We start from the raw sequence: 24,121 nt of genomic DNA, 5'->3' as shown, positions 1-24,121 counted from the left end.
CCGGCTGCTCCGGCGCCTGTGCAGGCGACGGCCCCCGCCGCTGCGGCGCCCGTGACCATCCGCGTCGATCTGGAGCGGGTGGACCGCCTGATCAATGCGGTCGGAGAACTGGTCATCCAGCAAGCCATGCTGGCCCAGCGCGTGACCGAAAGCGGCCTGGCCCGTTCGTCCGACATCGGGCTGGGTCTGGAAGACCTCGAACTGCTGACGCGCGAGATTCAGGACAGCGTCATGGCCATCCGCGCCCAGCCGGTGAAGTCGGTGTTCCAGCGGATGCCGCGCCTGGTGCGCGAGGCGGCCGAGGCCACGGGCAAGAAGGTGAAGCTGGTCACGTCCGGCGAGGACACCGAGGTCGACAAGACCGTGGTCGAACGTCTGGCCGAGCCGATCACCCACATGCTGCGCAACGCCATCGACCACGGGCTGGAAAGCCCGGCGGACCGTCTGGCGGCGGGCAAGCCGGAAGAGGGGACGGTGCGTCTGGCGGCCCTGCACCGCTCGGGCCGGATCGTCATCGAGATCTCGGACGACGGCAAGGGCATCAACCGCCCGCGCGTGAAGGGCATCGCCGTCGAGCGCGGCCTGATCGCCGAGGATGCGGTGCTGTCGGACGACGAGATCGACAACCTGATCTTCCTGCCGGGCTTCTCGACCGCGACCGAGGTGTCGGACCTGTCGGGCCGGGGCGTCGGCATGGACGTGGTGCGCCGCTCGATCCAGTCGCTGGGCGGGCGCATCTCCATCACCTCCAATCCGGGCAAGGGCTCGACCTTCACCCTCAGCCTGCCGCTGACGCTGGCGGTGCTGGACGGCATGGTGGTCGGCGCCGCCGATCAGACCCTGGTCGCGCCGCTCGCCGCCATCGTCGAGAGCTTGACCCCCAACGAGGGCGACATCCACTACGTCGGCGGCGTCGATCCCGTGCTGCGCTTCCGCGAGGCCTTCGTGCCGCTGGTGGACGTCGGTCTGGTCATGGGCTTCCGCGACGCCCCGACCGAGCTGAAGGGCGGGGTGGTGATGATCGTCGAGACCGAAAGCCGCCAGCGCGCGGCCCTGCTGGTCGACGCCATCCACGGCCAGCGCCAGGTCGTCATCAAGAGCCTGGAAACCCATTACCGCCACGTCGAGGGCGTAGCCGCCGCCACCATTCTGGGCGACGGCCGCGTGGCCCTGATCCTCGACATCGACGCCCTTGTGACCGCCAAGCGTTCCCGAACCCCGTCGCGTTCCGACCTGCAAATGGCGAGCTGAGACCATGACCCCGACTGAACACCAGACCCTGACCCCCAACGTCGCAGGGACCGACCGCGAACTGATCGCCTTCCGCATCGGCGAGCAGGAATTCTGCGTCGACATCATGAGCGTGCGCGAGATCCGCGGCTGGACCCCCGCCACGCCCCTGCCGCGCTCGCCCGCCTATATGAAGGGCGTCATCAACCTGCGCGGCGTGGTGCTGCCGATCATCGACCTGGGCGCGCGCTTCGGCCTGGTCACGAACGAGCCGACCGAGCGGCACGTCATCATGGTGGCCCATGTCGGTTCGCGCCTGGTCGGCCTGCTGGTCGATGCGGTGTCGGACATCGTGCAGCTGTCGGACGCGGCCATCCAGCCGACGCCGGACGTGGCCAGCGAACAGGTGAAGTCCTTCGTGAAGGGCATCTTCGCCGTCGAGGGCGGCCGCATGATCAGCCTGATCGACCTCAACAACGTCCTGCCGGAAGGCGAGGCCGAAGCCGCATGACGACCGTCGCCGGGCGCGAAGCCCTGGTCGAAGGCGAGTTCGTCTTCACGGCCGAGGATTTCCGTCACATCGCCCAGACCCTGCACGCTCACGCAGGCATCGCCCTCAGCGAAGGCAAGGCGGCGCTGGTCTATTCGCGTCTGGCCAAGCGGCTGCGCGTGCTGGGGCTGCGCAGCTTCCGCGACTACTGCGCCCTGATCGACGGCGTGGAGGGCGTGGACGAGCGCCAGGCGATGATGGCGGCCCTGACCACCAACGTCACCCGCTTCTACCGCGAGCCGCACCACTTCGATCACCTGCGCGACAAGGTGATGCCGGAACTGGCCGCCAAGGCGCGCGCGGGCGGGCGCGTGCGCCTGTGGTCCGCCGCCTGTTCGAACGGGCAGGAGCCCTATTCGATGGCGATGACGGTGCTGGACGTCCTGCCGGAAGCGGCGGAACTGGACGTGCGCATCCTGGCCACCGACATCGACCCCAACATGGTCGCCGAGGGCGCGGCGGGCGTCTATTCCGACGATCTTCTGGCCCCGGTCCCGGCCGCGTCGCGCAAGCATTTCACGCCGGTCGCGGGCGCGCCGGGCCGGTTCAGCGCCGATGCGACGCTGCGCCGTCTGGTGGCGTTCAAGGAGCTGAACCTGATCGGCGACTGGCCGATGCGCGGCCGCTTCGACGTCATCTTCTGCCGCAACGTGGTCATCTATTTCGACGACGCGACCCAGGAGCGGGTCTGGGGCCGGTTCACGCCGATCCTGAACCCCGGCGGCGTCCTCTATATCGGCCATTCCGAGCGGGTGACGGGCCCGGCGGCGCAACAGCTGCAGCCGGCCGGACTGACCACCTACGTCAAGGGCGCGGGGGCATGAGCGCGGTCTCGGTCCTGGTGGTGGACGACAGCGCCACCATGCGCAGCCTGATCAGCGCCGTCCTGCGCCGCGATCCGGAGATCAACGTGGTCGGCACGGCCGCCGATCCCCTGGAGGCGCGCACGAAGATCAAGGAGCTGAACCCCGACGTCATCACCCTGGACGTCGAGATGCCCAACATGAACGGGCTGGAGTTCCTCGAGAAGATCATGCGGCTGCGGCCCATGCCGGTGGTCATGGTCTCGACCCTGACCCAGGCGGGGACCGACGTGACCCTGGCTGCGCTGGAGGTCGGCGCCGTCGACGCCGTGGCCAAGCCAGCGCCCGGCGTGCCCGCCGCCGAAGCCTTCGCCGACCTGGCCGAGAAGGTGAAGGTCGCCGCGCGGTCGCGTGTTCGTCCGCTGGAGGATCGCGCGGTTCGGGGACACGAGGGCGTCTATCACGCGGACCCCAATCATGTGCTGGCCATCGGCTCGTCCACCGGCGGGGTCGAGGCCTTGCTGACCATTCTGTCGGCCTTCCCGGCGGACTGCCCGGCGACGGTCGTCACCCAGCACATGCCCGCCAGCTTCACCAAGAGCTTCGCCGCCCGCCTGAACAAGGTCTCGGCCGCTACGGTCAGCGAGGCCGAGGACGGCGCGCCGCTGAAGCCGGGCCATGTCTACATCGCGCCGGGCGGCGAGGCCCATCTGGCCGTGTCGGGCGGGCGTTGCCGCCTGGTCGCCGCCGATCCGGTCAACGGCCACCGCCCCTCGGTCGACGTGCTGTTCGGCTCGGTCGCCCAGCTGGGCCGGCCGATGACGGGCGTCATCCTGACCGGCATGGGCAAGGACGGGGCCAAGGGCCTGCTGGCCATGCGTCAGGCCGGCGCCCGCACCCTGGGCCAGGACGAGGCGTCCTGCGTCGTCTACGGCATGCCCCGCGCCGCCTTTGAGCTGGGCGCCGTCGAGCGTCAGCTGCCGTTGTCCCGCATGGCTTCGGCCATTCTCGAATCCTGCGCCGCCCGTTCGGGCGCGCCCCAGTCTGTTGCGTAAGGACGTTCATGCCCGCCGCTTCCGCCATTCGCACCCTTGTCGTCGACGATCAGCTGACGATGCGCTCCTTAGTCCGCGCCAGTCTGCAACAGATCGGGGTGCGCGACATCGAGGAGGCGCCCGACGGCGAGGCGGCCCTGCGCTCCCTGCTGGTCCAGCCGGTCCATCTGGTGATCTCGGACTTCAACATGCCGAACCTGGACGGGCTCAGCCTGCTGCGGGCCATCCGGGCGCACCCGCCGATCTCCAAGACGGCCTTCATCATGCTGACCGGCCGGGCCGACCGCGAACTGGTCCAGCGCGCCGTGCAGTTCGGCGTGAACAACTACCTGGTCAAACCCTTCACCACCGCCCAGCTGAAAGAGAAGCTGGAAGCGGTCTTCGGCACGCTGACGTGATCGGCGCGGCCGCTCAGGAGCCGGTGGAGCGGCGCGTGCACGTGGGGCAGGGCGATCACTGCGTGTCGTCCGATCCCGACGTCGTGCTGACGACCGTCCTGGGCAGCTGCGTGGCCCTGTGCCTGCGTGATCCGGCGGCCGGGGTGGGGGGCATGAACCACTTTCTGCTGCCCGAAGGGGCGGGTTCGGGAACGGACGCCAGCCGCCGCTACGGCGCCTATCTGATGGAAGTGCTGATCAACGACGTGCTGAAGGCGGGCGGGCGTCGCGATCGGCTGGAGGCCAAGCTGTTCGGCGGCGGCCGCATGTTCGACAGCCTCAGCGACGTGGGCGCCGCCAACGCCGACTTCGCCGAGAAATTCCTGGCCGACGAGGGCATCCCCGTCGTCAGCCGTAGTCTGAGAGGCGCGGGCGGGCGCCGCATTCACTATTGGCCGGTCAGCGGTCGGGCGCGTCAGCGCGTGGTGACGGACGGCGCGATCCTGCCGCCCGCGACGCCGCCGCCGCCGTCCGTCGCGACCGGCGATCTGGAGCTCTTCTGACATGGGCGAGAACGACAACCGCGATCTGTTGGCCGCCATGGCTGCGGAGCTGGCGGACATCCGCGCCGAGATCGAGGCGGCGGGCGGCCTGGTGTCCGAAGTCCTGCGCCAACTGCCGGCCGAGGCGCGGCTGGGCTATCTGACGCGCAGCCAGAGTTTCGATGTCCTGTCCCAGCGCATCGAGGCCCTGTCGGGCCTGGCCCAGGCCGTGGCCGACGATCAGCCGATGGACACCGCCCTGGCCGCCCTGCCCCTGGCCGAGATGGCCGAGCGGATGCAGGAGACGGCGCACCGCGCCCGGCCCGGCGCGGCCCCGATCGCGGACGCTGACGACACCGAGCCCGTCGCGACGGCGGGCGTGCTGCACCTGTTCTGACCCATGGCCGAGGACCGCATTAATCTGGAGCAATCGACGGTCCTGCTGGTGGACGACGCGCCGCAGGCGCTCGACATGCTGGGCTCGATCTTCCAGGGCTTCGGCGTCAAGGAGCAGATCAAATGCCCCTCGGCCGTCGAGGCGGTGAAGATCCTGCAACAGCGCCCGGTCGATCTGATCGTCATCGACTGCGGCGACCCGGAGATGGACGGCTACGCCTTCACCCGCTGGCTGCGGCGCGAGACGCCAGCGCCCCTGCGCTACACCCCCGTCATCCTGGTGACGGGCCACGCCTCGCAGGCCAAGGTTCAGGAAGGGCGCGACTGCGGCGTCAGCTTTGTGGTCGCCAAGCCCCTGACGCCTGCGGTGCTGCTGAAGCGCATCCTGTGGCTGGCGGGCGACGAGCGCGAGTTCGTCGAGTGCGAGACCTACGTCGGCCCCGATCGCCGGGTGCGCAACTTCGGGCCGCCGGTCGGCATGGCCGGGCGACGCAAGGGCGACCTGTCGGCCCACGTCGGCCACGCCGTTGAGGAAAACATGGATCAGGCCGACATCGACATGCTGTTGAAGCCGCAGAGGGTGTCGCTGTGAGCGAGGTTCGGACGCAGAAGATCAGGACGTCTCTGGCGCAGCAGATGGCCCAGCCGGGCGGTCGCGCCCTGGCGGATGTTGAACGCCGCGCCAATGAGCGCCTGGGCCGCCACAAGGCCGAGGTCATGGCCGAGATCGAAGCCGCCGTCGCGGGGCTGGAAGGGCTGTGCGCCGCACGGTCGGAGGCGTCGGCCGCCGAGGTCTATCGGCTGGCGTCGCGCATTCTGGATCTGGCGGGTTTCTTCGACACCGGCCCGCTGTTCGACGCCGGCTACAGTCTGGCCGACGTGTCGGATCGCATGGCGACGGCCGGCGTCTGGGACTGGCCGCCGGTTCAGGTGCACGTTCAGGCTTTGCGGCTGATCCTCAAGGCCGGTTGTGAACGCAATGCGGCTACCGATCATCTGTTGGCGGGACTGAAGGCCGTGGCGGTGAAGGCGCGCGCCTAATTCCTTCTCCCCTTGTGGGAGAAAGTGGCTCGCGAAGCGAGACGGATGAGGGGTTGCGGGACGTTCGCCTCGCAATCCTTGCATCCGGTTTCGGAGAGACCCGTCATCCGGCCCTGACGGGCCACCTTCTCCCGTAAGGGGAGAAGGGTCCGGTCAACCGTAGCGGGCGATGCCCAGGTCGGCGGTTTCGATGTCGGGGGTCTGGCCGCTGATCAGGTCGGCGATGACGCGGGCCGAGCCGCAGGCCATGGTCCAGCCCAGGGTGCCGTGGCCGGTGTTCAGGAACAGATTGTCCAGCTTGGTCTTGCCGATGACCGGGGTGCCGTCCGGCGTCATCGGGCGCAGGCCGGACCAGTAGCTGGCCGCCTTCAGGTCGCCCGCGCCGGGGAACAGCGAGCCGACCGAGTGCTCCAGCGTGTTGCGGCGCTGTTCCGGCAGGACGTTGTTGTAGCCCGAGATCTCGGCCATGCCGCCGACGCGGATGCGGTCGCCCAGGCGGGTGATCGCCACCTTGTAGCTCTCGTCCATGATGGTCGAGACGGGGGCGGCGGGCTCGTCGATGATCGGGGCCGTGATCGAATAGCCCTTCACCGGATAGACCGGCAGGGTCATGCCCAGCGGCTTGACCATCTGCGGCGAGTAGGAGCCCAGCGCCAGCACATAGGCGTCGGCCGTGACCACGCCCTTGTCGGTCTTGACCCCGGTGATGCGGCCGCCCTCGGCGATCAGGCCCTGGATGGTCGTGCCGTACTGGAAGGTCACGCCCTGAGCGGCCGTCGCATGATCGGCCAGGGCGTTGGTGAATTTGAAGCAGTCGCCGGTCTCGTCGCGCGGCAGGCGCAGGCCGCCGACGAACAGGTCGCGCGTGGCCTTCAGGCCCGGCTCCGCGCGGATGCAGCCGTCTTGGTCCAGCACTTCGAACGGGACGCCGCCTTCGCGCAGGACTTCGGTGTCCTTGTAGATGCCGTCCAGCTGCTTTTGCGTGCGGAACAGCTGCAGCGTGCCCTGGGTGCGGTGATCGTATTCAAGGCCCAGCTCGTCGTTCAGCTCGGTCTGCACCACCTGGCTGTAGTCGGCCAGGCGCACCATGCGCGCCTTGTTCAGGGCATAGCGGCTGGAGGTGCAGTTGCGCAGCAGGGCCAGCAGCCAGCGCACGGTCGGGGCGTTGATCTGGGGGTGCAGGATCAGAGGGGCGTGGCGCATGAACAGCCACTTGACCGCCTTGGCCGGAATGCCGGGCGCGGCCCAGGGCGAGGAATAACCGGGCGAGATCTCGCCCGCATTGGCGAAGCTGGTCTCCAGCGCCGGGCCGGTCTGGCGGTCGATGACGGTCACCTCATGACCCTGGCGGGCCAGGTAGTGGGCGGTGGTCACGCCGATGACGCCGGCGCCGAGAATTGCGATCTTCATGGGTCTTGACCTTGCGCGAACCAGACGCGTGGCCCCCTAGAACAGATTTTGCGCCCTTCACGCAAGTCGCAGTTTGTGTGCGTCGCAATATCGGCGGTGTTGATAAGGACTGCCTGTGTTCGGCCGATCACGGTTGATTATTTGCTCGCTATATCGGGCAGGCGCGACAAGCTTGATCTAGGAGGATCGGGTCGGGTCGGTCAGCGGCTCGCCGTAGTGGCGGTCGCCGTGCAGATTGGCGGCCAGGGGGGCGGTGGTCCGCTCGATCAGGCGATGCACCTCGGGCTTGTCCGGCCCCTGATGCAGGGCGCGGATGCCTTCGTTGACGGCGGCGTCCGCGTGGGTGATCCGCTGGTTGTGCCGGATGTAGTCCAGCCAGGTCGGCGTCTGGTATTTCTCGACCCAGATCTGCGGTTCGGCCAGGTCGCGCATCAGGCGCCACTGGCGCGCGCCGTCGCGGCGGCGGATGCGGCGCCGTTCGTCCATCAGGGCCAGGAAGGCGTCGATGTCCTCCTCGCGGATGCGATAGGCGATGGAGACGATGACCGGCCCGCTGCGCGGTTCGATCGCCAGGGCGGTCTGCGGTTCGGTCCAGCGGCGCAGCAGGTCCATGTTGAGGTTGGCGGTCGAGGGCAGGGGCACTTTCAGGCCGATCAGCACGCACAGAACCAGCACCCCCGCCGAAACGCCCAGGGCGACGTCGACGCCATAGGTCTGGGCCAGGCTGCCCCACAGCCAGCTGCCGCCCGCCATGCCGCCGAAGGCCGCCATCTGATAAAGCGCCAGCGCCCGCGCCACGACCCAGCGCGGCACCGACATCTGGACCGTGACGTTGAAGCTGGACAGCACCAGCACCCAGCCCGCCCCGGCCAGCATCAGCGCCGGCAGGGTGACGGCCAGCCAGGGGATGTAGGCCAGGCCCAGGGCCGCCGCCGCGAAGGCCAGGGCGGCGACGCGGACGATGGTCTCGGTCTCGTATTTCGCGCGCAGCCGCCCGACGAACAGCGCCCCGCCGACCGCGCCGATGCCGAACGATCCCAGCAGCAGACCGAACGCCAGGGGGCCGCCGCCGCCTTCGCCGCGACGACGGGCATCAGGGCCTGGACCGCGCTGGCGCCGACGCCGAACACCACGGCGCGCAGCAGCACGGCCGTCACGCGCGGCGACAGGAAGGCGTAACGCACCCCGCCCGCCATGGCCGCCAGCAGGCCCTCGCGCGGCAGGGTCTGCTTGGGCCGCTCGGGCTTCCAGCGGAACAGCACGACTAGCAGGCCCAGATAGCTGACGGCGTTGACGGCGAAGGCCGCCGCCGCGCCCGCCGCCGCCACGATCATGCCGCCCAGCGCCGGGCCGACGCTGCGGGCCATGTTGAAGCCCATGGAGTTCAGGGTCACGGCCCCGGCCAGATCCTCACGCGGGACCATGTCGCCGACCGACGCCTGCCACGCCGGGCCGTTGAAGGCCGTGCCGCAGCCGATCAGGAAGGTGAAGGTCAGCAGCACCCACGGCGTGATCCATCCCATCCAGGTCATGGCGGCCAGCCCCGCCGAGACCAGCAGCATGAAGGTCTGGGCCGCCAGCATGATCTTGCGCCGGTCCACCGTGTCGGCCAGCGCCCCGGCCGCCAACGACAGCAGCATGATCGGCAGGGTGATCGACGCCTGCACCAGGGCGACCATCTGCGCTGAGGCGATGGAGGTCATCATCCACGCCGCGCCGACCGACTGGATCAGGCCGCCGAAATTGGTGACCAGGCTGGTGATCCACACAGCCCGGAAGATCGGATGCCGCAGCGGCGCCAGGGCCGAGGGGCGCTCCGGCGGGACGGACGGCGGCCCAGAAGCGGCGGCGGCGTCGGTCGAACTCATGCGGGGCGGCTCCTCGCATGGACGATACGGAGCAAGCGGGAACCGACGACGACCATGCGGGCAGTCCACACGGCTTCGACGGGGGAAGCAAGCCGGGAAGCGGTCACTCTGGGTTCCGGATTATTGGCGTCGCGAGGGCGGCGGCGGGACGCTATAGGAAGGTCGTGACCGTCCCAGCCGTTCCCCCGATGTCGCCCTCGACCCCCTTCACCGTAGCCGCCCTGTATCGTTTCGCGCCCGTGGCCGATCCGGCGGCGCTGCGCCTGCACCTGCTGGACCTGTGCGGGACGCAGGTGCGCGGCACGCTTCTGGTGGCGCACGAGGGGATCAACGGCACCATCGCCGGGCCGGAAGCCGACATCGCTCGCGTTATCGACGGCGTGCGCGCCCTGCCGGGGTTCCAGCGGCTGGAGCTGAAGTATTCGACGGCCCAGGCCATGCCCTTCCACCGTATGAAGGTGCGGGTGAAGGCCGAGATCGTCACCATGGGCCAGCCCGACATCGACCCGGTCGAGGGCGTGGGCGCCTATGTTTCGCCTCAGGACTGGAACGCCCTGATCGCCGATCCCGACACCGTTCTCATCGACACGCGCAACGACTATGAGGGCGAGATCGGCGCCTTCGAAGGCGCGGTCCAGCCCAACACCCGCACCTTCCGCGAGTTCGCCGACTGGTTCCGCACCGAGGGGCGCGCCCTGCTGGACCGTCCGACGCCGCCCAAGGTGGCGATGTACTGCACCGGCGGCATCCGCTGTGAAAAGGCCACCGCCTTCCTGAAGGCCGAAGGGGTGCGCGACGTGCATCACCTGGAAGGCGGCATCCTGAAATATCTGGAGACCGTGCCGGAGCCGGAAAGCCTGTGGCGCGGCGAGTGCTTCGTCTTCGACGAGCGAGTGGCCGTGGGGCACGGCCTGGTCGAGGGCGACCACAGCCTGTGCCGAGCCTGCCGCATGCCGGTCAGCCCTGAGGGGCGTCGCTCTGCGCGCTATGTCGAGGGCGTGTCCTGCGACCGCTGCTGGGACAGCCGGGATCAGGTCCAGCGCGAAGGCTACGCCGAGCGGCAGAAGCAGATGGAGATCGCCCGCGCCAGGGGCGTGGCGCACGTGGGGGCGGCGCAGAAGGGTTAGAAGTCTCTCTCTGCCCATGCCATCCTCCTGGCCTTGTCAGGAGGCCCGCCCATGTCCGCCTTGCGTCCCGTCGAGCGTCTCGACACCCATGAGGTGTCCAATCAGGTTCCGCCGCTGGAGGACGTCGACCTGTTCACCGGGGACAGGGCGCTGCACGACGCCGTGCGCCATTGGGGCGGGGCGGGGCATGTCGAGCGGCTGAGCGATCTGGGCCGCCGCTGCGGCTCGGCCGAGGTGATCGACTGGGGCGTGCAGGCCAATCGCGTCCCGCCGGTGCTGGACACTCACGACCGCTACGGCCGCCGCATCGACGAGGTGACCTTTCACCCGGCCTATCATCAGCTGATGGACCTGGGGCTGGGCGCAGGCATCGCCGCCGGCGCCTGGGACGGGACGCCGAACGGGCATCTGCTGCATGCCGCGATCCTGTTCCTGACGGGGCAGGCGGATTCGGGGACCAGTTGCCCCATGACCATGACCTACGCCTCGGTCGCGGCGCTTCAGGCCGATCCGGCCGTGGGCGAGCCGTGGATCGGGGGCGTGCTGTCCGGCCGTTATGACCCTGCGGTGCGTCCGGCGAGCGAGAAGGCGGGCGTGACGATCGGCATGGCCATGACCGAGAAGCAGGGCGGCTCGGACGTGCGCGCTAACACCACCCGCGCCGAGCCGATCGGCGAGGACGGCTGGTATTCCCTGACCGGGCACAAGTGGTTCTGTTCGGCGCCGATGTGCGACGCCTTTCTGACGTTGGCCTATGCGCCGGGCGGGCTGACCTGTTTCATCCTGCCGCGCTGGCTGCCGGACGGGACGCGCAATGCGGGCTTCCGCGTCATGCGGCTGAAGGACAAGATGGGCGACCGTTCCAACGCTTCGTCCGAGGTCGAGTATCACGGCGCTCTGGCTCAGAGGCTGGGCGAAGAGGGACGGGGCGTCGCCACCATCATCCGCATGGTCCAGCACACGCGGCTGGACTGCGTGGTCGGCTCGGCGCTGCAGATGCGCGGGGCGCTGGCGCAGGCGGCGTGGCACGCGGCGCACCGAACGGCCTTCCAGAAGCGGCTGATCGACCAGCCGATGATGGCCGCCGTCCTGACCGATCTGGCGGTGGAGAGCGAGGCGGCGACGGCCCTGTCCATGCGGCTGGCGGCCACCTTCGACGCCGACGACGCCGTGGGGCGTCTGTTGACGCCGGTGGCCAAATACTGGGTCTGCAAGCGCGCGCCGAACCTGGTCTATGAAGCGATGGAGGCGCTGGGCGGCGCGGGATACGTCGAGACGGGGCCGATGCCGCGCCTGTTCCGCCAGTCGCCGCTGAACGCCATCTGGGAAGGCTCGGGCAACGTCATCGCCCTGGACGTGCTGCGCGCGGCGGGGCGCGAGCCGGAGGCCGTCGAGGCGCTGCGCGACTGGCTGGCGTCGCAGGCCGGGAAGTCCCCCGACTATGACCGCTTCATCGCCGGATTGGAGGTGACGGCGAGCGAGGCGGGGGCGCGGCTGGCGGTCGAGCGACTGGCGCTGGCGGCCCAGGCGGCGGCCCTGCTGGAGATGAACAGTCCCTCGGCCGAGGCCTTCATCGCCCTTCGTCTGCGTCCGCGCGGCATGGCCTACGGGGCCTATGAGGTCGAGGCGGATCACCGGGCGGTGCTGGAGCGGGCCATGCCGGTGTGAAGCCCAGATAGGACGAAGGCCCCGCGGGGGCTCCGCGAGGCCTTCGGTGGTGGAGCTAAGCGGAGTCGAACCGCTGACCTCTTGAATGCCATTCAAGCGCTCTACCAACTGAGCTATAGCCCCAGGCCGTTTCGGCTTGGTTATGTCGTCGACCGGATCAAGCGAAAGCGCCTGGAAAGGACGAAGGCCCCGCGGCGTTCCGCGAGGCCTTCGATGGTGGAGCTAAGCGGAGTCGAACCGCTGACCTCTTGAATGCCATTCAAGCGCTCTACCAACTGAGCTATAGCCCCGAACCTTTCGGTCGGTCCCGCCGGGGAGAGAATGTCGCCCCCCGGCGAGGCGCGGAAACTAGGTCAGGCCGTTTTGAAGATCAAGCGGGTCTGACACATTTTTTTCCGCTTATTTTTCCGAACCTTGCTGCTTAGTCGTCGTCGCGCGACGGCTTGGCCAGCTCTTCGTCGAGGTCATCGTCGTCTTCGTCTTCGATGAAGGGCACGGAATCATCATCGTCGTCGTCCAGGACGTCGTCGTCATCGTCGCCGTCGGACGAACCCATGCCGGCGTCGTCGCCGCCGGGCTCGCCGTCGTCGTCGTCCGGAGTCAGGATCGGCTCATGGCCTTCCTGGTCGATTTCGGGGGTGGAGCCTTCGGCGTCCTCTTCGTCATCGTCGCCGTCGACCGACTTGTCGGCGACTTGATCTTCGGATTCTTCGTCAGCGGCGTAGCCGGCGCCGCGACGCACGCGGCGGCTGCGGACGGCTTCTTCCATCGGATCGAACTCGGTGTCGCACTTGGGGCAGCGAGCCGGGCGACGGTTCAGATCGTAGAATTTGGCCTGGCAGTTCGGGCAGACCTGCTTTTGGCCCAGTTCGGGATTGGCCACGTGATTAGACCTTCGGCGGGTTTAAGGGAAAATCGGAAATAGGGCGGCTCCCTTGCCACCGGCGGGGGCCGCTGTCAAAAGCCTTCTTTTCCGCGCCTGCGCGGCCCTCCTGACATTCGGAGCCTGCACCAGGGTGAGCACTCCCCAGACCTTCACCGCGTCCCGCGTTTCGGGGCTGAGAGGCGTGGTCCGCGCGCCGGGCGACAAGTCGATGTCGCATCGGGCTCTGATCTTCGGCGGCATGGCCGAGGGCGTGACCGAGATCGAGGGGCTGCTGGAAGGCGACGACATCCTGGCCACCGGCCGCGCCATGCAGGCGCTGGGCGCGTCGGTCGAGCGGATCGGCGAGGGGCGCTGGCGGGTCGAGGGGCGCGGGCCGCTGCGTTCGCCTGACGGCGTCATCGACTGCGGCAACGCCGGAACCGGGGTGCGCCTGCTGATGGGGGCGGTCGCGGGCTATGCGCTGACGGCGACCTTCGACGGCGACGCCTCCCTGCGCAAGCGGCCGATGAAGCGCGTCACCGGGCCGCTGGCCGAGATGGGCGCGCGTTTCGACTGGAACGCGGCCGAGGACCGGGTGCCGCTGACCCTGCACGGGGGCGGACTGAAGGGCGTGACCTTCGTGCAGAACGTCGCCTCGGCCCAGATCAAGTCGGCCATCCTGCTGGCCGGGCTGAACGCCACGGGCGAGACCGTCGTGGTCGAGCCGGAGAAGAGCCGGGACCACACCGAGCGGATGTTGCGCGCCTTCGGCGCCGAGCTTGAGGTGACGGAAGAAGGCGCCGGCTGGCGCATCCGTCTGCCGGGCGGACAGAGGCTGAAGGGAACCCACGTCGCCGTGCCGGGCGATCCGTCCTCGGCGGCCTTCCCTCTGGCGGCGGCCCTGGTGGTTCCGGGGTCGGAAGTGACGGTCGAGGGGGTGATGCTGAACCCGCTGCGCACCGGCCTGTTCCAGACCTGGCTGGACATGGGCGCGGACCTGACCATTACGAACCGGCGCATGGCCGGCGGTGAAGAGGTCGGCGACGTCACCGCCCGTCATTCGGCGTTGACGGGGATCGTGGTTCCCGAAGACCGCGCGGCCTCCATGATCGATGAATATCCGATCCTGGCCGCCACCGCCGCCTTCGCCGAGGGGCGCACCGTCATGCGCGGCGTCGGCGAGATGCGCGTCAAGGAAAGCGACCGCATCGCCCTGATGGTCGCAGGTCTGTCGGCCTGCGGCGTTCGGGTGGAAGAGGAGCCGGAGGGCTTCATCGTCACCGGCGCCGTCGGGGCCGGCCCGGTGAAGGGCGGCGCGACCGTCGACACCGCCCATGACCACCGCATCGCCATGAGCCATCTGGTGCTGGGCCTGGCCGCCGAACAGCCCGTCTCGGTCCGCGACCCCGAGATGATCGCCACCAGCTTCCCCGGCTTCGTGGAGATGATGAACGGGCTGGGCGGGAACATCGTCGCGGGAGATGCAGCATGAGTCTCGTCATCGCCGTCGACGGCCCCGCCGCATCGGGCAAGGGCACCATCGCCGCGCGCCTGGCCGCCCACTACGGCCTGCCGTATCTGGACACGGGCCTGCTGTATCGCGCCGTGGGACTGGCGGTGCTGGATGCGGGCGGGGATCTGGGCGACGCCGAGGCGGCGGCGCAGGCCGCGCGGGCGCTGGACCTGGCGAGCCTGAACGACAATCCGCGCCTGACCGATCGCGGGCGGGCGAGGCGGCCAGCCGGGTCGCCAGCCATCCGGGGGTGCGCGCGGCCCTGCTGAAGCTGCAGCAGGACTTCGCCGCCCAAGCGGGCGGGGCGGTGCTGGACGGGCGCGACATCGGCACGGTGATCGCGCCGGACGCTCCGGCCAAGCTCTATATCGCCGCCAGCCCCGAGGTGCGCGCCGAGCGCCGCTGGAAGCAGCTGACCGCGCGCGGCGAGGTCATCGCCTTTGAGGACATGCTGGAGGATATCCGCCGCCGCGACGCCCGCGACGCCGGTCGCGACGACGCCCCCATGGTCCAGGCGGACGACGCCGTCTTGCTGGATACGACCGATCTGGGTATAGAGGCCGCCTTCGATGCGGCCCGCCGTATCGTCGAGGCGGCGCGAGCCAGGGCCGGGATCTGATCCCGCCGGGCGAATCCAACGCTCCGATCTCCTCGACGGCCGCGGGCGTTCTGGCTTTCTCTTCGTGCGCATTGCTGCGCGCCCGGCCTCGTTTCGTGACGACCTGACTTCCTCTTTGTTTTTACCCATTCGCGCATGTCCGCTCGGCCGTGTGCGTTTCGCCTTTCATCAACCCCAAGAGTTTCCATGACTGAAACCCTCAACCCCACCCGCGACGATTTCGCCGCCCTGCTCGACGAACAGCTGCAAGGCCGCGACCTCGGCGAAGGCCAGGTCGTTCACGGCCGCGTCGTCGGCATTGAAAAAGACATCGTCATCATCGACGTCGGTCTGAAGACCGAAGGCCGCATCGCCATGCGCGAGTTCGGCCAGGGCGAAGGCGCCGTCCTGCCCAAGGTCGGCGACAACGTCGAAGTCTACCTGGAGCGCGTCGAGAACGCCCTGGGCGAGGCCGTCATCAGCCGCGACAAGGCTCGCCGCGAAGAAGCCTGGACCCGTCTGGAAGCCGTGTTCGCCGAAGGCCACCCGGTCAACGGCGCCATCGTCGGCCGCGTCAAGGGCGGCTTCACCGTCGACCTGGGCGGCGCCTCGGCCTTCCTGCCGGGCTCGCAAGTCGACATCCGCCCGGTGCGCGACGTCGGCCCGCTGATGGGCAAGGAACAGCCCTTCGCCATCCTGAAGATGGACCGTCCGCGCGGCAACATCGTCGTCTCGCGTCGCGCCATCCTGGAAGAAGCCCGCGCTGAACAGCGCACGGAGCTGGTCGGCCAGCTGCAAGAAGGCGAAATCCGCGAAGGCGTCGTCAAGAACATCACCGACTACGGCGCGTTCGTCGACCTGGGCGGCATCGACGGCCTGCTGCACGTCACGGACATGTCGTGGAAGCGCGTGTCGCACCCGTCGCAAGTCCTGGCCGTCGGCGACACCGTCAAGGTCCAGATCGTCAAGATCAACCCGGACACCCAGCGCATCTCGCTGGGCATGAAGCAGCTGCAGTCGGATCCGTGGGACGGCGTCGAAGCCAAATACCCGGTCAACGCCAAGTACACCGGCCGCGTCACCAACATCACCGACTACGGCGCCTTTGTTGAGCTGGAAGCCGGCGTTGAAGGCCTGGTCCACGTCTCGGAAATGTCCTGGACCAAGAAGAACGTCCACCCGGGCAAGATCGTCTCCACCTCGCAGGAAGTGGACGTCATCGTCCTGGACGTCGACAGCGCCAAGCGTCGTATCTCGCTGGGCCTGAAGCAGGCTCAGAACAACCCGTGGGAGGCCTTCCTGGAGGCTCACCCGGTCGGTTCGACCGTCGAAGGCGAAGTCAAGAACGCCACCGAGTTCGGCCTGTTCGTCGGCCTGGACAACGACATCGACGGCATGGTCCACCTGTCGGACCTGGACTGGAACGTGTCGGGCGAAGAAGCCATCCAGCGCTACCGCAAGGGCGAGGTCATCAAGGCCAAGGTTCTGGACGTCGACATCGAGAAGGAGCGCGTCTCCCTGGGCGTCAAGCAGCTCGGCGGCGACCCGATGGAAGGCGACACCTACAAGCGCGGCCAGCAGATCACCGTCACCGTGACGGCGATCGAGACCGGCGGCATCGAGGTGAAGTTCGGTGAAGACGACGCGCCGGTCACGGCCTTCGTCCGCAAGTCGGACCTGTCGCGCGACCGCAACGAGCAGCGCACCGAGCGCTTCGCCGTGGGCGACCGCGTCGACGCCATGATCACCGCCGTCGACAAGGCCACGCGCCGCGTCTCGGTCTCGATCAAGGCTCTCGAGATGAAGGACGAACAGGAAGCCATCGAACAGTTCGGGTCGTCGGACTCGGGCGCTTCGCTGGGCGACATCCTGGGCGCCGCGCTCAAGAACGCGTCGAAGGAATAGGTTTCTCCGTCTGACGGGAAGCCAGGGGCGGCCGGAGCGATCCGGCCGCCCTTTTCTTTTGCGCGTCGCATCGGCGCGATCTTCTGGGAATCGATCGCAGCGTCTGTCGGCTTTTTCTCCCTGCGAGAGCCCCTTGCGCGGCGAAACCTGTCCGCCTCGAAAGCAAGAAACCTTCACGACGATACGTTTTGTCTCTTTCTTCCTGTGGCGACAGACGGTTAGGGTGTCGTCCCGGACGGTGAAGCCAAGGCGGGGGCCTGAATGATCAAGTCTGAACTGATCGAGAAACTGGCGGCTGAGAACCTGCATCTCACCCATGCTGAGGTGGAGCGGGTCGTGAACGTGATCCTGGGCCGTATGACAGAGACTCTGTCGGACGGCGGACGGGTCGAGCTTCGCGGTTTCGGCGCCTTCTCGGTGCGTAGCCGCCCGGCGCGGACGGGGCGCAATCCCCGCACCGGCGAGACGGTCGAAGTCCCGGCCAAGGCCGTGCCCTTTTTCAAGAGCGGCAAGGAACTGCGCGAGCGTCTCAACGCTTCCGGCGACGCCTGACCTCTAATTGAAAGACTGAAGATCCCATGAGCCTGCTGACCGAGTTTCGGGAATTCGCCGCGCGCGGCAACGTCGTCGACTTGGCGGTCGGCGTCATCATCGGCGCTTCGTTCGGCAAGATCGTCACCAGCCTGGTCGATCAGGTGGTGATGCCGCCGATCGGCCTGCTTCTGGGCAAGGTCGACTTCTCCAAGATGGAATGGGTGCTGGTGCCGGAGAATCCGGCGACCGAGGCGGTCGAAAAGGTGGCCATTCAGTACGGCGCCTTCATCAACACCCTGATCCAGTTCCTGATCGTGGCCTTCGTGGTCTTCCTGGCGGTCAAGGCCATCAACAAGATGCGCCGCGAGCAGCCGGCCGAGCCTGCAGCCGGCCCGACGCCGACCGAAGCCCTGCTGGCCGAAATCCGCGATGAGCTGAAGGCGCGTCCCTAAGGGAGCGTCGCTGCGAGGGCCTTGTCAGGCCCTCGCTTCCACTGCTGAGCGGCGCGCGGGCGCCGGCGTCAGCCGCAGAGCGGCGCTGGCCCGCGCGGGCAGCGGCCGCAAACAGAAGGAATAGTCGCCGTCATAGGGGGTGGGCCGCCAGCCTGCGTCCTGCATCCCTGTATCGAAGGCGACATGACAGTGGCCCCAGCCGCCTTCCTGGCGGGCCTTGTCGACGAGCGGACCTAGGGCCTGAAGCAAGTTAGGCGAGACCGTTTGCAGACGCACCTTGGCCGCGCCCAGCGTCGGAGCCAGGATGCGTAATCCTTCTACCAGGGTCTGTACGGCCGACGGTTCGCTCTCGAGACCGACCAGGTCGATGATCTCCAGAATCGGCGGCTCTAGCGGCGTCTGCTTGTTCAGCATGGCCAGGGCGAAGCCGTCGATCCGCCCATCCGCGCGATGCGCCAGGACCAGCGGAGGCACCGTCAGATCCGGGTCAGACAGGCGCCAGCGCATCATCGCGGGGCTGCGGTCGGCGACCAGTCGCCCTTCGCGTCGCAAGGCGTCCCAGAACCGAGCGTAATCCGAATTGTCGCCCAGGTCGTCGAGCAGGTCGACCGTGGCGGGCAGGCGAGACTGGGCGCGCTGCAGTCGTCCGCTGAGCAGGCGAGGGAGGGGCGCCAACTGCTCGCCTAGCAGACGCGCCACCTGGGGAGCATGATCGACGACGCGACGCAGGCCGCGCCCGTAAAGGCAGGCCAGAGGATCAACCAGCCAGGACAGCTTGATGTCGTGCGTCGGCGGCGGCCAGGGCGTCATGCCGTGACGCTTGTACAGAGGACTTGAGCGTGCGTTCGCGTTAAACGTGTATTTGGCGAAGCAGCCGGTCTGCTGCACGAACGCGTGAACCAGGTCGCGGCTGCGGCCCTTGTGCGTGGGCGGCACGACGATGGAGTAGCCGGTCGCTCCGTACAGGGCTTCGTCGCCCTGCCAGAAGCGTTGGATGAAATTGCCGGCGCAGGCGACCGGGCCGTCGCCGTTGTCGATGACCCAACCCTGGGGCGCGTTTCGGCCCGCAGCCGCAGGGTTTGACCATAGCCAGGCCCATCCCTCGGCTGAGCGCTGAGGCCACCATACGCTGTGGTACAGGGCGTTCACGGCGTGTAGGTCCGAGTGGCGAACCGGGCGGATGGACATCCTGCGCGTCTCCAAAGGCGGAACACAAGACGCCTACCTGGCCGTAAAAGAGTGTCAATTCGGCTAATGACACGCATAGGGCGAAGAAACGCCTCGGCTGCGACGTCATGTAGGCCGGATTTCGCCGTTAACGCTTGTTTGCAATCCGTGACCGTGCTGTTTCTGCACGCTTCCGCGCCCGTCGGGGGCGCAAGAGATGGAGCTTGCCGTTGAGAACGACGGACGGAGGGGGCGCGCGATCGGCGCGCCGGCCCGGCACTCGAGGGGGCGCAGCCCAGGCGATGGCTATGAATGAAACGATGTCGATCATGATCTGCGCGGGGGCCCAGGCATGAATATCGTCATCGCGATCGGTCTGATCATCACCCTGGTCACGGGCGTGCCCGTGCTGATGCAGATCCTGAAGAACCACCCGCGCGGGCTGATCATCCTGTTCTTCGCGGAGATGTGGGAGCGTTTCTCCTACTACGGGATGCGCGGCATCCTGATCTTCTTCCTGACGCAGCACTTCCTGTTCGACGACGCCTTGGCGGGTTCGACCTACGGCTCCTACACCTCGCTGGTGTATCTGTTGCCGCTGCTGGGCGGCATGATGGCCGACCGCTTCATCGGCACGCGCAAGGCCGTGGCCTTCGGCGCCCTGCTGCTGGTCGCCGGTCACGCCATGATGGCCTTCGAGGGCCGCCCGGCCACCGAAACCCTGACCTATCAGGGCGCTGCCTATGAGATTTCGGCCGAGGGCCGGGGCGCCGCGCGCGACGTGGGCATCGTGATCGACGGTCAGAAGTACGCCTTCGCCCCGGTCGAGAACGGCCTGGCGATCAAGGATCTGCCGCAAGGCGCGCCGATTCCGGCTGTGCTGCCGACCGGCGAATACAAGATCGACGTCACCCGTGACATGGCGGGCATCAACGTCTTCTACCTGGCCGTGGCTCTGATCATCATGGGCGTGGGCTATCTGAAGCCGAACATCTCCACCATCGTGGGGCAGTTGTATCCCGAGGGCGATCCGCGCCGGGATTCGGGCTTCACCCTCTATTATTACGGCATCAACCTGGGGGCCTTCTGGGCCGCGGTGCTGTGCGGCTACCTGGGTCAGACGGTCGGCTGGTGGGCGGGCTTCGGCTTGGCCGGCGTCGGCATGGCGCTGGGCTGGGTCGTCTTCGTCTTGGGCAAGCCGCTGCTGCAGGGCAAGGGCGAGCCGCCGGCCGAGGGCAATCTCAAGAAGCCTTTCCTGGGGCCGCTGAACCGCGAATGGTCGATCTATCTGCTCAGCATCCTGGGCGTCGGCGTGGTGTGGTTCATGGTTCAGCGCAACGCCCTGGTGGGCTGGGTGCTGGGCGCCGCGACCCTCGCGTCGCTGGCCTTCATCGCCTACATCATCATCAAGGTCTGCGAGAACCGCATCCAGCGCGAGCGCATGATGCTGGCGGTGGTGCTGATCATCGGCTCGGTGGTCTTCTTCACCCTGTTCGAACAGGCGGGCACGTCGCTGAACCTGTTTGCTGACCGGAACGTCGACCTCAGCCTGACGCCGACGGCGGTGCAGTTCCTGGGCGTCACCATCGGCACGCCGTCGCAACTGGCTGCGGCGGGCATCACTCCGTCGGGCTTCTGGATCGACGCCACGGTGACGGCGGCACAGACCCAGTCGTTCAACGCCGGCTTCATCCTGATCTTCGCGCCGATCATGGCGGCCCTGTGGGCCTTCCTGGGCAAGCGCAACCTGGACCCGAACCCGACGCTGAAGTTTGGCCTCGGCCTGCTGCAGGTCGGCCTGGGCTTCATGATCGTGGTGTGGGGCGCGGGCATGGCCGACTCGGCCTTCCAGATGCCGATTCTGCTGCTGGGCCTGCTCTACATGTTCCACACCCTGGGCGAGCTGTTCCTGTCGCCGGTAGGCCTGTCGGAGATCACCAAGCTGTCGCTGGCCAAGGTGGTCAGCTTCATGATGGCCGTGTGGTTCCTGGCCTCGTCCATCGCCCAGTACGTCGGCGGCTGGATCGCCGGCCTGGCCGGCACCGAAACCGTGGGCGGTCAGGTGCTGGACCCCGGCGCGGCGCTGCGCACCTCGCTCGAGGTGTTCGAGATGCTGGGCCTGTGGGGCATGGGCATTGGCGTCGGCTTCATCGTCCTCAGCTTCTTCATCAAGGGCTGGTCGCACGAGAAGGCGGCGCAGTAAGCGCACTCGGCGCGGCTGGTCCGGCGTTCGCGTCGGGCCGGCTGACACACAAGGAAAGGGCGGCGTCTCGTAGGAGGCGCCGCCCTTTTCAGTTGGTCCGGGATCGCCCGCCTGGCGCTGGCTCGCGTTGGGGGGACGAGACGACGACCGGAGGGTTCTCTTCTTATGGCTCAGAAGGTCTTGCGCAGGCGGATCTGGTAGAAGGTCCGCGGGTCGACGAAGCGGTTCTCGACGAAGGCGATCGGTCGGGCGATGCGGTCCCCGAACTCGGTGCGCTCGACGTTGAAGTCATCCCAGATGTTGATCTGGCCGCGGATCGCCAGGGTCGGCGTCGGCTTGTATTCAGCCCAAAGCTCGTAATAGTCGTGGCCGCGCCAGCCGGAGATCTGGTCCGGCCGATAGTTCTTCTGGCCCAGCAGCGGAATCCAGGCGCCGCCCCACTGCAGCTTCAAACGGGTGACGTCCTGCTGGAAGGAGATGGTCGCCTGGCTGGCGCGTATGCCCGAGATGGGGCGAGTCTCGCCGGTGGTGGGGTCGGTGACCTCAGTATGGTTCCAGGTGTTCTTGAAGCCGAACTTGCCTCCGGACAGGCCCAGCTTGTCGGTCGGGACGGTGACGTTCAGCACCAGCTGGTCCAGCGTGCCGTCGCCGATGTTGCCCACGGCCGCATAACCGCCGTCCAGAGGGATGACGTCGATGGCGTCGGTGATCTCGTCATGGCGCAGGCCGACGCTGACGATGCCTTCGCCCCAGAAGCGTTTCTCGAAGGTCAGTTCGCTGACCCAGCGCTGTTCCGGCTGCAGATCGACGTTGCCGCCGAAGACGCTTTCGTTCTGGAGCTCGGCCGAGGCGGCGAAGTCGCCGAAGTCCAACTGGCCGACCGTGCGCTCGATCCGCAGGCGGACCTGGGTGTTCGCCATCGGCGTCCAGGTCGTCAGCAGGCGCGGCTTGGCGTAGACGAAGCTCTTCTCCTGCTCGGCGTCGCCCGACTGGCTGATGGTCGAGGATTCCAGTCTCAGCCCGCCTTCCAGCGTCCATTTGGGATTGATGCGCCAGGTGGCCTTGCCGAACAGCTCGCCGCGCGTCTCCTCGACCTTGACCGAGGCCGAGGGCAGGGGAATGGGCGTTCCGCCGACCGAATAGGCCTGCTCGACCTCCAGCATGTTGTAGGCGATCTCGCCCCCGCCTTCGAACTCCAGGGCGGCGGACCGCTCGAAGCGCAGCAGGCCGCGCAGGATGGTTTCGGATGAATCGCCGGTCGCGGCGAAACGCTGGATCGGCTCCTCGATGTCGGCTTCGCGGTTGCGCGACGTGGCGACGTTGTCGAACTCCTCGAACTCGTGAATGAAGCGCGTCTCCAGCTTCAGTCGCTCGGACAGGGGGCGGGTGTAGACCACGCCGACCTCGCCGCTCTTGGTGTCCTCGTCGAACAGGGCTTCGCGGCGGACGCCCGGCGCCGTCTGGCGGTTGATGTTGTGCCAGTCGTTGATCCCGTAGCGCGCCGTCAGGTCGACCTTGCCGCCCAGCAGGGGGCTTGAGAAGTTGCCGCGGATCGAGTTCCCGCCGCCGTAGCCGTCGTTGTAGTAATCCTCGGCGCGCAGAAGCTCTCCGTTCGGGCCGACCCGGCGCAACGGCCCGGCGCCGTTGGAGTCGCTGCTGGAGATGCCGTCGCTCAGCGTCACGCCCCAGGTGCGGTCGCCCTTGCGCTCGGTGAACTGATAGGAGCCGCCGTACAGATCCTGGCCGCCCTCGAACAGGCTGGCGTTGAAGGTGGCGATGTGTTCGCGGCTGGTCGTGTTCTTCAGGATGATGTTGGCGACGACGGAATAGCCCTGCATCTCGATGCCCGGCGCCCCGCCGCGGATCAACTCGATGCGCTCGACCTGGCTGGCCACGGTGCGGCCCAGGACGTTGGAGCCGGTGTCGTTCTTCGATGCGGGGCGCGAGCCGTTGATCAGGACGTTGCCGACCGCGCCTTCAAAGCCGCGCGCGCCGTCGCCGTCGTTGACCGAGAAGCCGGGCACCCGGTTGACCATGTCCAGCGCCGTGTTCGGGCGGGCGTCGGCGAAGAAGTCGGGGGTGAAGATCAGCACCGCCTGATCGCCGGGCACGGCCGACTGGCGCACGGGCGCGGCGGGCGCATCGGCGGCGAGCGCGATGGTCGGCGCGGCGGCCAGCAATAGGGCGGTGGTCGCCAGCAAGGCGCTCTTGGTGTTCATGACGTCCCTCTCCCTCGGTGTCCGGCAGAGGTTTGGCGGCGTGGCGGTTCGATCTCCAGTTACAAGCCCGACAGGTGGATTAAATCGCTGACACTATTACGGAATAGTCACGTGCGATGGAATTTTCAGCCCTTAGGATGAAGGCATGAAAGCTCCTCTTCTTTCCGTCGCCCTGGCCGCTCTCATCCTTGCTGCGGCGGCTCCGTCCTCGGCCTTCGCCGCCCAGGAGCAGGCCGAGGCGGCGACCCGCGTGGACGAGGTGGTCGTCACGGCGCGTCGGGCAGGCGCGCCGATGTGGACGGTGCGGCGCGACGGCGAGGGGGTGATGATCCTGGTCGGCGCCATCGAGGAGGCGCCGCGCGACTTCGAATGGCGCGCCCAGGCGCTGGAGGAGGCCGCCGCCCGTTCCGACCGCATCCTGTTCCCACAGCGCGGCCGAGCCTCGCCCGCCGACGTCCTGCGCCTGATGTGGCGCATCCGCACCATCGGCTGGCTGCCGGAAGGCGCGACGACGGCCGACTATCTGACGCCCGAGGATCAGGCGCGGCTGGAGGCCCTGATGGCGGACGAAAAGACCGACCAGTGGCGGCGGTACAGT

At 68.0% G+C, this 24,121-nt stretch carries 21 protein-coding genes, 2 tRNA genes and 2 pseudogenes; 18 read left to right on the top strand and 7 right to left on the bottom strand.

Annotated features, from left to right (window positions below):
• From BDIM_RS12735 to BDIM_RS12695, 9 genes are all read left to right on the top strand, one after another.
• The coding region (locus BDIM_RS12735; protein WP_081461905.1) for a chemotaxis protein CheA at positions 1 to 1,251 on the top strand (1,251 nt) is incomplete at its 5' end.
• 28 nt (positions 1,252 to 1,279) lie between these two features.
• Positions 1,280 to 1,741 (top strand): chemotaxis protein CheW, encoded by a 462-nt coding sequence (locus BDIM_RS12730; RefSeq protein ID WP_369822400.1) that lies wholly within the window; start codon positions 1,280 to 1,282, stop codon positions 1,739 to 1,741.
• A complete protein-coding gene (locus tag BDIM_RS12725; RefSeq protein ID WP_003166011.1) occupies positions 1,738 to 2,604 on the top strand; it encodes a CheR family methyltransferase in 867 nt (288 codons plus the stop codon). Before BDIM_RS12730 ends, BDIM_RS12725 begins: the two co-directional genes overlap by 4 nt.
• Positions 2,601 to 3,638, top strand: coding sequence for a protein-glutamate methylesterase/protein-glutamine glutaminase (locus BDIM_RS12720; RefSeq protein ID WP_003166010.1), 1,038 nt, complete (start codon positions 2,601 to 2,603; stop codon positions 3,636 to 3,638). The genes BDIM_RS12725 and BDIM_RS12720 overlap by 4 nt, the downstream gene beginning before the upstream one ends.
• 8 nt (positions 3,639 to 3,646) lie before the next feature.
• On the top strand, positions 3,647 to 4,036 hold the full coding sequence (locus BDIM_RS12715; RefSeq protein WP_003166009.1) for a response regulator: 390 nt from the start codon (positions 3,647 to 3,649) through the stop codon (positions 4,034 to 4,036).
• A complete protein-coding gene (locus BDIM_RS12710; RefSeq protein WP_003166008.1) occupies positions 4,033 to 4,578 on the top strand; it encodes a chemotaxis protein CheD in 546 nt (181 codons plus the stop codon). The genes BDIM_RS12715 and BDIM_RS12710 overlap by 4 nt, the downstream gene beginning before the upstream one ends.
• Position 4,579: 1 nt before the next feature.
• Positions 4,580 to 4,954: a hypothetical protein gene (locus BDIM_RS12705; RefSeq protein ID WP_003166007.1), complete on the top strand. Its 375-nt coding sequence runs from the start codon at positions 4,580 to 4,582 to the stop codon at positions 4,952 to 4,954.
• Positions 4,955 to 4,957: 3 nt separating this feature from the next.
• On the top strand, positions 4,958 to 5,545 hold the full coding sequence (locus tag BDIM_RS12700; protein ID WP_003166006.1) for a response regulator: 588 nt from the start codon (positions 4,958 to 4,960) through the stop codon (positions 5,543 to 5,545).
• A complete protein-coding gene (locus tag BDIM_RS12695; RefSeq protein ID WP_003166005.1) occupies positions 5,542 to 5,994 on the top strand; it encodes a hypothetical protein in 453 nt (150 codons plus the stop codon). Before BDIM_RS12700 ends, BDIM_RS12695 begins: the two co-directional genes overlap by 4 nt.
• A gap of 153 nt (positions 5,995 to 6,147) precedes the next feature.
• On the opposite strand, the gene BDIM_RS12690 is transcribed toward BDIM_RS12695, so the two are convergent.
• Together BDIM_RS12690 and BDIM_RS12685 are read right to left on the bottom strand one after the other, a co-directional pair.
• The gene (locus BDIM_RS12690; protein ID WP_342352799.1) at positions 6,148 to 7,428 is read right to left on the bottom strand and encodes a D-amino acid dehydrogenase; all 1,281 of its coding nucleotides are present in this window, start codon (positions 7,426 to 7,428) and stop codon (positions 6,148 to 6,150) included.
• 153 nt (positions 7,429 to 7,581) lie between these two features.
• Positions 7,582 to 9,272, bottom strand: a pseudogene (locus BDIM_RS12685) (MFS transporter).
• Positions 9,273 to 9,460: 188 nt separating this feature from the next.
• Here BDIM_RS12685 and trhO point away from each other — a divergent pair.
• Positions 9,461 to 10,399 (top strand): oxygen-dependent tRNA uridine(34) hydroxylase TrhO, encoded by a 939-nt coding sequence (gene trhO / locus BDIM_RS12680; protein ID WP_003166000.1) that lies wholly within the window; start codon positions 9,461 to 9,463, stop codon positions 10,397 to 10,399.
• Positions 10,400 to 10,450: 51 nt separating this feature from the next.
• Positions 10,451 to 12,067, top strand: coding sequence for an acyl-CoA dehydrogenase family protein (locus BDIM_RS12675; protein WP_003165999.1), 1,617 nt, complete (start codon positions 10,451 to 10,453; stop codon positions 12,065 to 12,067).
• A 47-nt stretch (positions 12,068 to 12,114) separates the two neighbouring features.
• Here BDIM_RS12675 and BDIM_RS12670 read toward each other — a convergent pair.
• From BDIM_RS12670 to BDIM_RS12660, 3 genes are all read right to left on the bottom strand, one after another.
• Positions 12,115 to 12,190: transfer RNA gene (locus BDIM_RS12670), tRNA-Ala, on the bottom strand.
• Between the two features lie 91 nt (positions 12,191 to 12,281).
• A tRNA-Ala gene (locus BDIM_RS12665) sits at positions 12,282 to 12,357 on the bottom strand.
• 131 nt (positions 12,358 to 12,488) lie between these two features.
• Positions 12,489 to 12,950 (bottom strand): TIGR02300 family protein, encoded by a 462-nt coding sequence (locus BDIM_RS12660; RefSeq protein ID WP_003165998.1) that lies wholly within the window; start codon positions 12,948 to 12,950, stop codon positions 12,489 to 12,491.
• Between the two features lie 133 nt (positions 12,951 to 13,083).
• Here BDIM_RS12660 and aroA point away from each other — a divergent pair, with 133 nt between their 5' ends.
• The 5 genes and pseudogenes from aroA (at position 13,084) to mscL (ending at position 17,934) form a co-directional block, all read left to right on the top strand.
• Positions 13,084 to 14,424 carry a 3-phosphoshikimate 1-carboxyvinyltransferase gene (aroA, locus tag BDIM_RS12655; RefSeq protein WP_050796724.1) on the top strand — a complete coding sequence of 447 codons (1,341 nt, stop codon included), beginning with the start codon at positions 13,084 to 13,086 and terminating at the stop codon, positions 14,422 to 14,424.
• Positions 14,421 to 15,064 (top strand): annotated as a pseudogene (gene cmk, locus BDIM_RS12650) ((d)CMP kinase). Before aroA ends, cmk begins: the two are co-directional and overlap by 4 nt.
• Before the next feature lie 186 nt (positions 15,065 to 15,250).
• Complete coding sequence (rpsA, locus tag BDIM_RS12645; RefSeq protein ID WP_003165993.1) at positions 15,251 to 16,948, top strand: 30S ribosomal protein S1; 1,698 nt, start codon at positions 15,251 to 15,253, stop codon at positions 16,946 to 16,948.
• 261 nt (positions 16,949 to 17,209) lie between these two features.
• The gene (locus BDIM_RS12640; protein WP_003165992.1) at positions 17,210 to 17,500 is read left to right on the top strand and encodes an integration host factor subunit beta; all 291 of its coding nucleotides are present in this window, start codon (positions 17,210 to 17,212) and stop codon (positions 17,498 to 17,500) included.
• 26 nt (positions 17,501 to 17,526) lie between these two features.
• On the top strand, positions 17,527 to 17,934 hold the full coding sequence (mscL, locus tag BDIM_RS12635) for a large-conductance mechanosensitive channel protein MscL (protein ID WP_003165991.1): 408 nt from the start codon (positions 17,527 to 17,529) through the stop codon (positions 17,932 to 17,934).
• 24 nt (positions 17,935 to 17,958) lie between these two features.
• Here mscL and BDIM_RS12630 read toward each other — a convergent pair whose 3' ends face one another.
• Positions 17,959 to 19,122, bottom strand: a complete 1,164-nt coding sequence (locus BDIM_RS12630) for a GNAT family N-acetyltransferase (protein WP_003165990.1) — start codon at positions 19,120 to 19,122, stop codon at positions 17,959 to 17,961.
• A 331-nt stretch (positions 19,123 to 19,453) separates the two neighbouring features.
• Here BDIM_RS12630 and BDIM_RS12625 point away from each other — a divergent pair, with 331 nt between their 5' ends.
• The gene (locus tag BDIM_RS12625; protein WP_003165988.1) at positions 19,454 to 21,304 is read left to right on the top strand and encodes a peptide MFS transporter; all 1,851 of its coding nucleotides are present in this window, start codon (positions 19,454 to 19,456) and stop codon (positions 21,302 to 21,304) included.
• Positions 21,305 to 21,474: 170 nt separating this feature from the next.
• On the opposite strand, the gene BDIM_RS12620 is transcribed toward BDIM_RS12625, so the two are convergent.
• Positions 21,475 to 23,523: a TonB-dependent receptor plug domain-containing protein gene (locus BDIM_RS12620; protein WP_003165987.1), complete on the bottom strand. Its 2,049-nt coding sequence runs from the start codon at positions 23,521 to 23,523 to the stop codon at positions 21,475 to 21,477.
• A gap of 145 nt (positions 23,524 to 23,668) precedes the next feature.
• Between BDIM_RS12620 and BDIM_RS18080 the strand changes: the two genes are divergently transcribed.
• Positions 23,669 to 24,121 (top strand): TraB/GumN family protein (locus BDIM_RS18080; protein ID WP_211205987.1); only part of this gene is annotated, 453 nt, incomplete at its 3' end.

The sequence above is a fragment of the Brevundimonas diminuta ATCC 11568 genome (genome assembly GCF_000204035.1).
GTDB lineage: Bacteria > Pseudomonadota > Alphaproteobacteria > Caulobacterales > Caulobacteraceae > Brevundimonas > Brevundimonas diminuta.
This window is presented reverse-complemented; position numbering and strand designations above follow the sequence as displayed.

Excerpts from the sequence above, each read along its gene's own strand:
- BDIM_RS12620 (WP_003165987.1), bottom strand. The coding sequence starts at position 23,523 with ATGAACACCAAGAGCGCCTTGCTGGCGACCACCGCCCTATTGCTGGCC.
- BDIM_RS12625 (WP_003165988.1), top strand. The coding sequence starts at position 19,454 with ATGAATATCGTCATCGCGATCGGTCTGATCATCACCCTGGTCACGGGC.
- BDIM_RS12675 (WP_003165999.1), top strand. The coding sequence starts at position 10,451 with ATGTCCGCCTTGCGTCCCGTCGAGCGTCTCGACACCCATGAGGTGTCC.
- trhO (WP_003166000.1), top strand. The coding sequence starts at position 9,461 with ATGTCGCCCTCGACCCCCTTCACCGTAGCCGCCCTGTATCGTTTCGCG.
- rpsA (WP_003165993.1), top strand. The coding sequence starts at position 15,251 with ATGACTGAAACCCTCAACCCCACCCGCGACGATTTCGCCGCCCTGCTC.
- BDIM_RS12630 (WP_003165990.1), bottom strand. The coding sequence starts at position 19,122 with ATGTCCATCCGCCCGGTTCGCCACTCGGACCTACACGCCGTGAACGCC.
- BDIM_RS12640 (WP_003165992.1), top strand. The coding sequence starts at position 17,210 with ATGATCAAGTCTGAACTGATCGAGAAACTGGCGGCTGAGAACCTGCAT.
- BDIM_RS12705 (WP_003166007.1), top strand. The coding sequence starts at position 4,580 with ATGGGCGAGAACGACAACCGCGATCTGTTGGCCGCCATGGCTGCGGAG.
- mscL (WP_003165991.1), top strand. The coding sequence starts at position 17,527 with ATGAGCCTGCTGACCGAGTTTCGGGAATTCGCCGCGCGCGGCAACGTC.
- BDIM_RS12715 (WP_003166009.1), top strand. The coding sequence starts at position 3,647 with ATGCCCGCCGCTTCCGCCATTCGCACCCTTGTCGTCGACGATCAGCTG.
- BDIM_RS12725 (WP_003166011.1), top strand. The coding sequence starts at position 1,738 with ATGACGACCGTCGCCGGGCGCGAAGCCCTGGTCGAAGGCGAGTTCGTC.
- BDIM_RS12720 (WP_003166010.1), top strand. The coding sequence starts at position 2,601 with ATGAGCGCGGTCTCGGTCCTGGTGGTGGACGACAGCGCCACCATGCGC.
- BDIM_RS12700 (WP_003166006.1), top strand. The coding sequence starts at position 4,958 with ATGGCCGAGGACCGCATTAATCTGGAGCAATCGACGGTCCTGCTGGTG.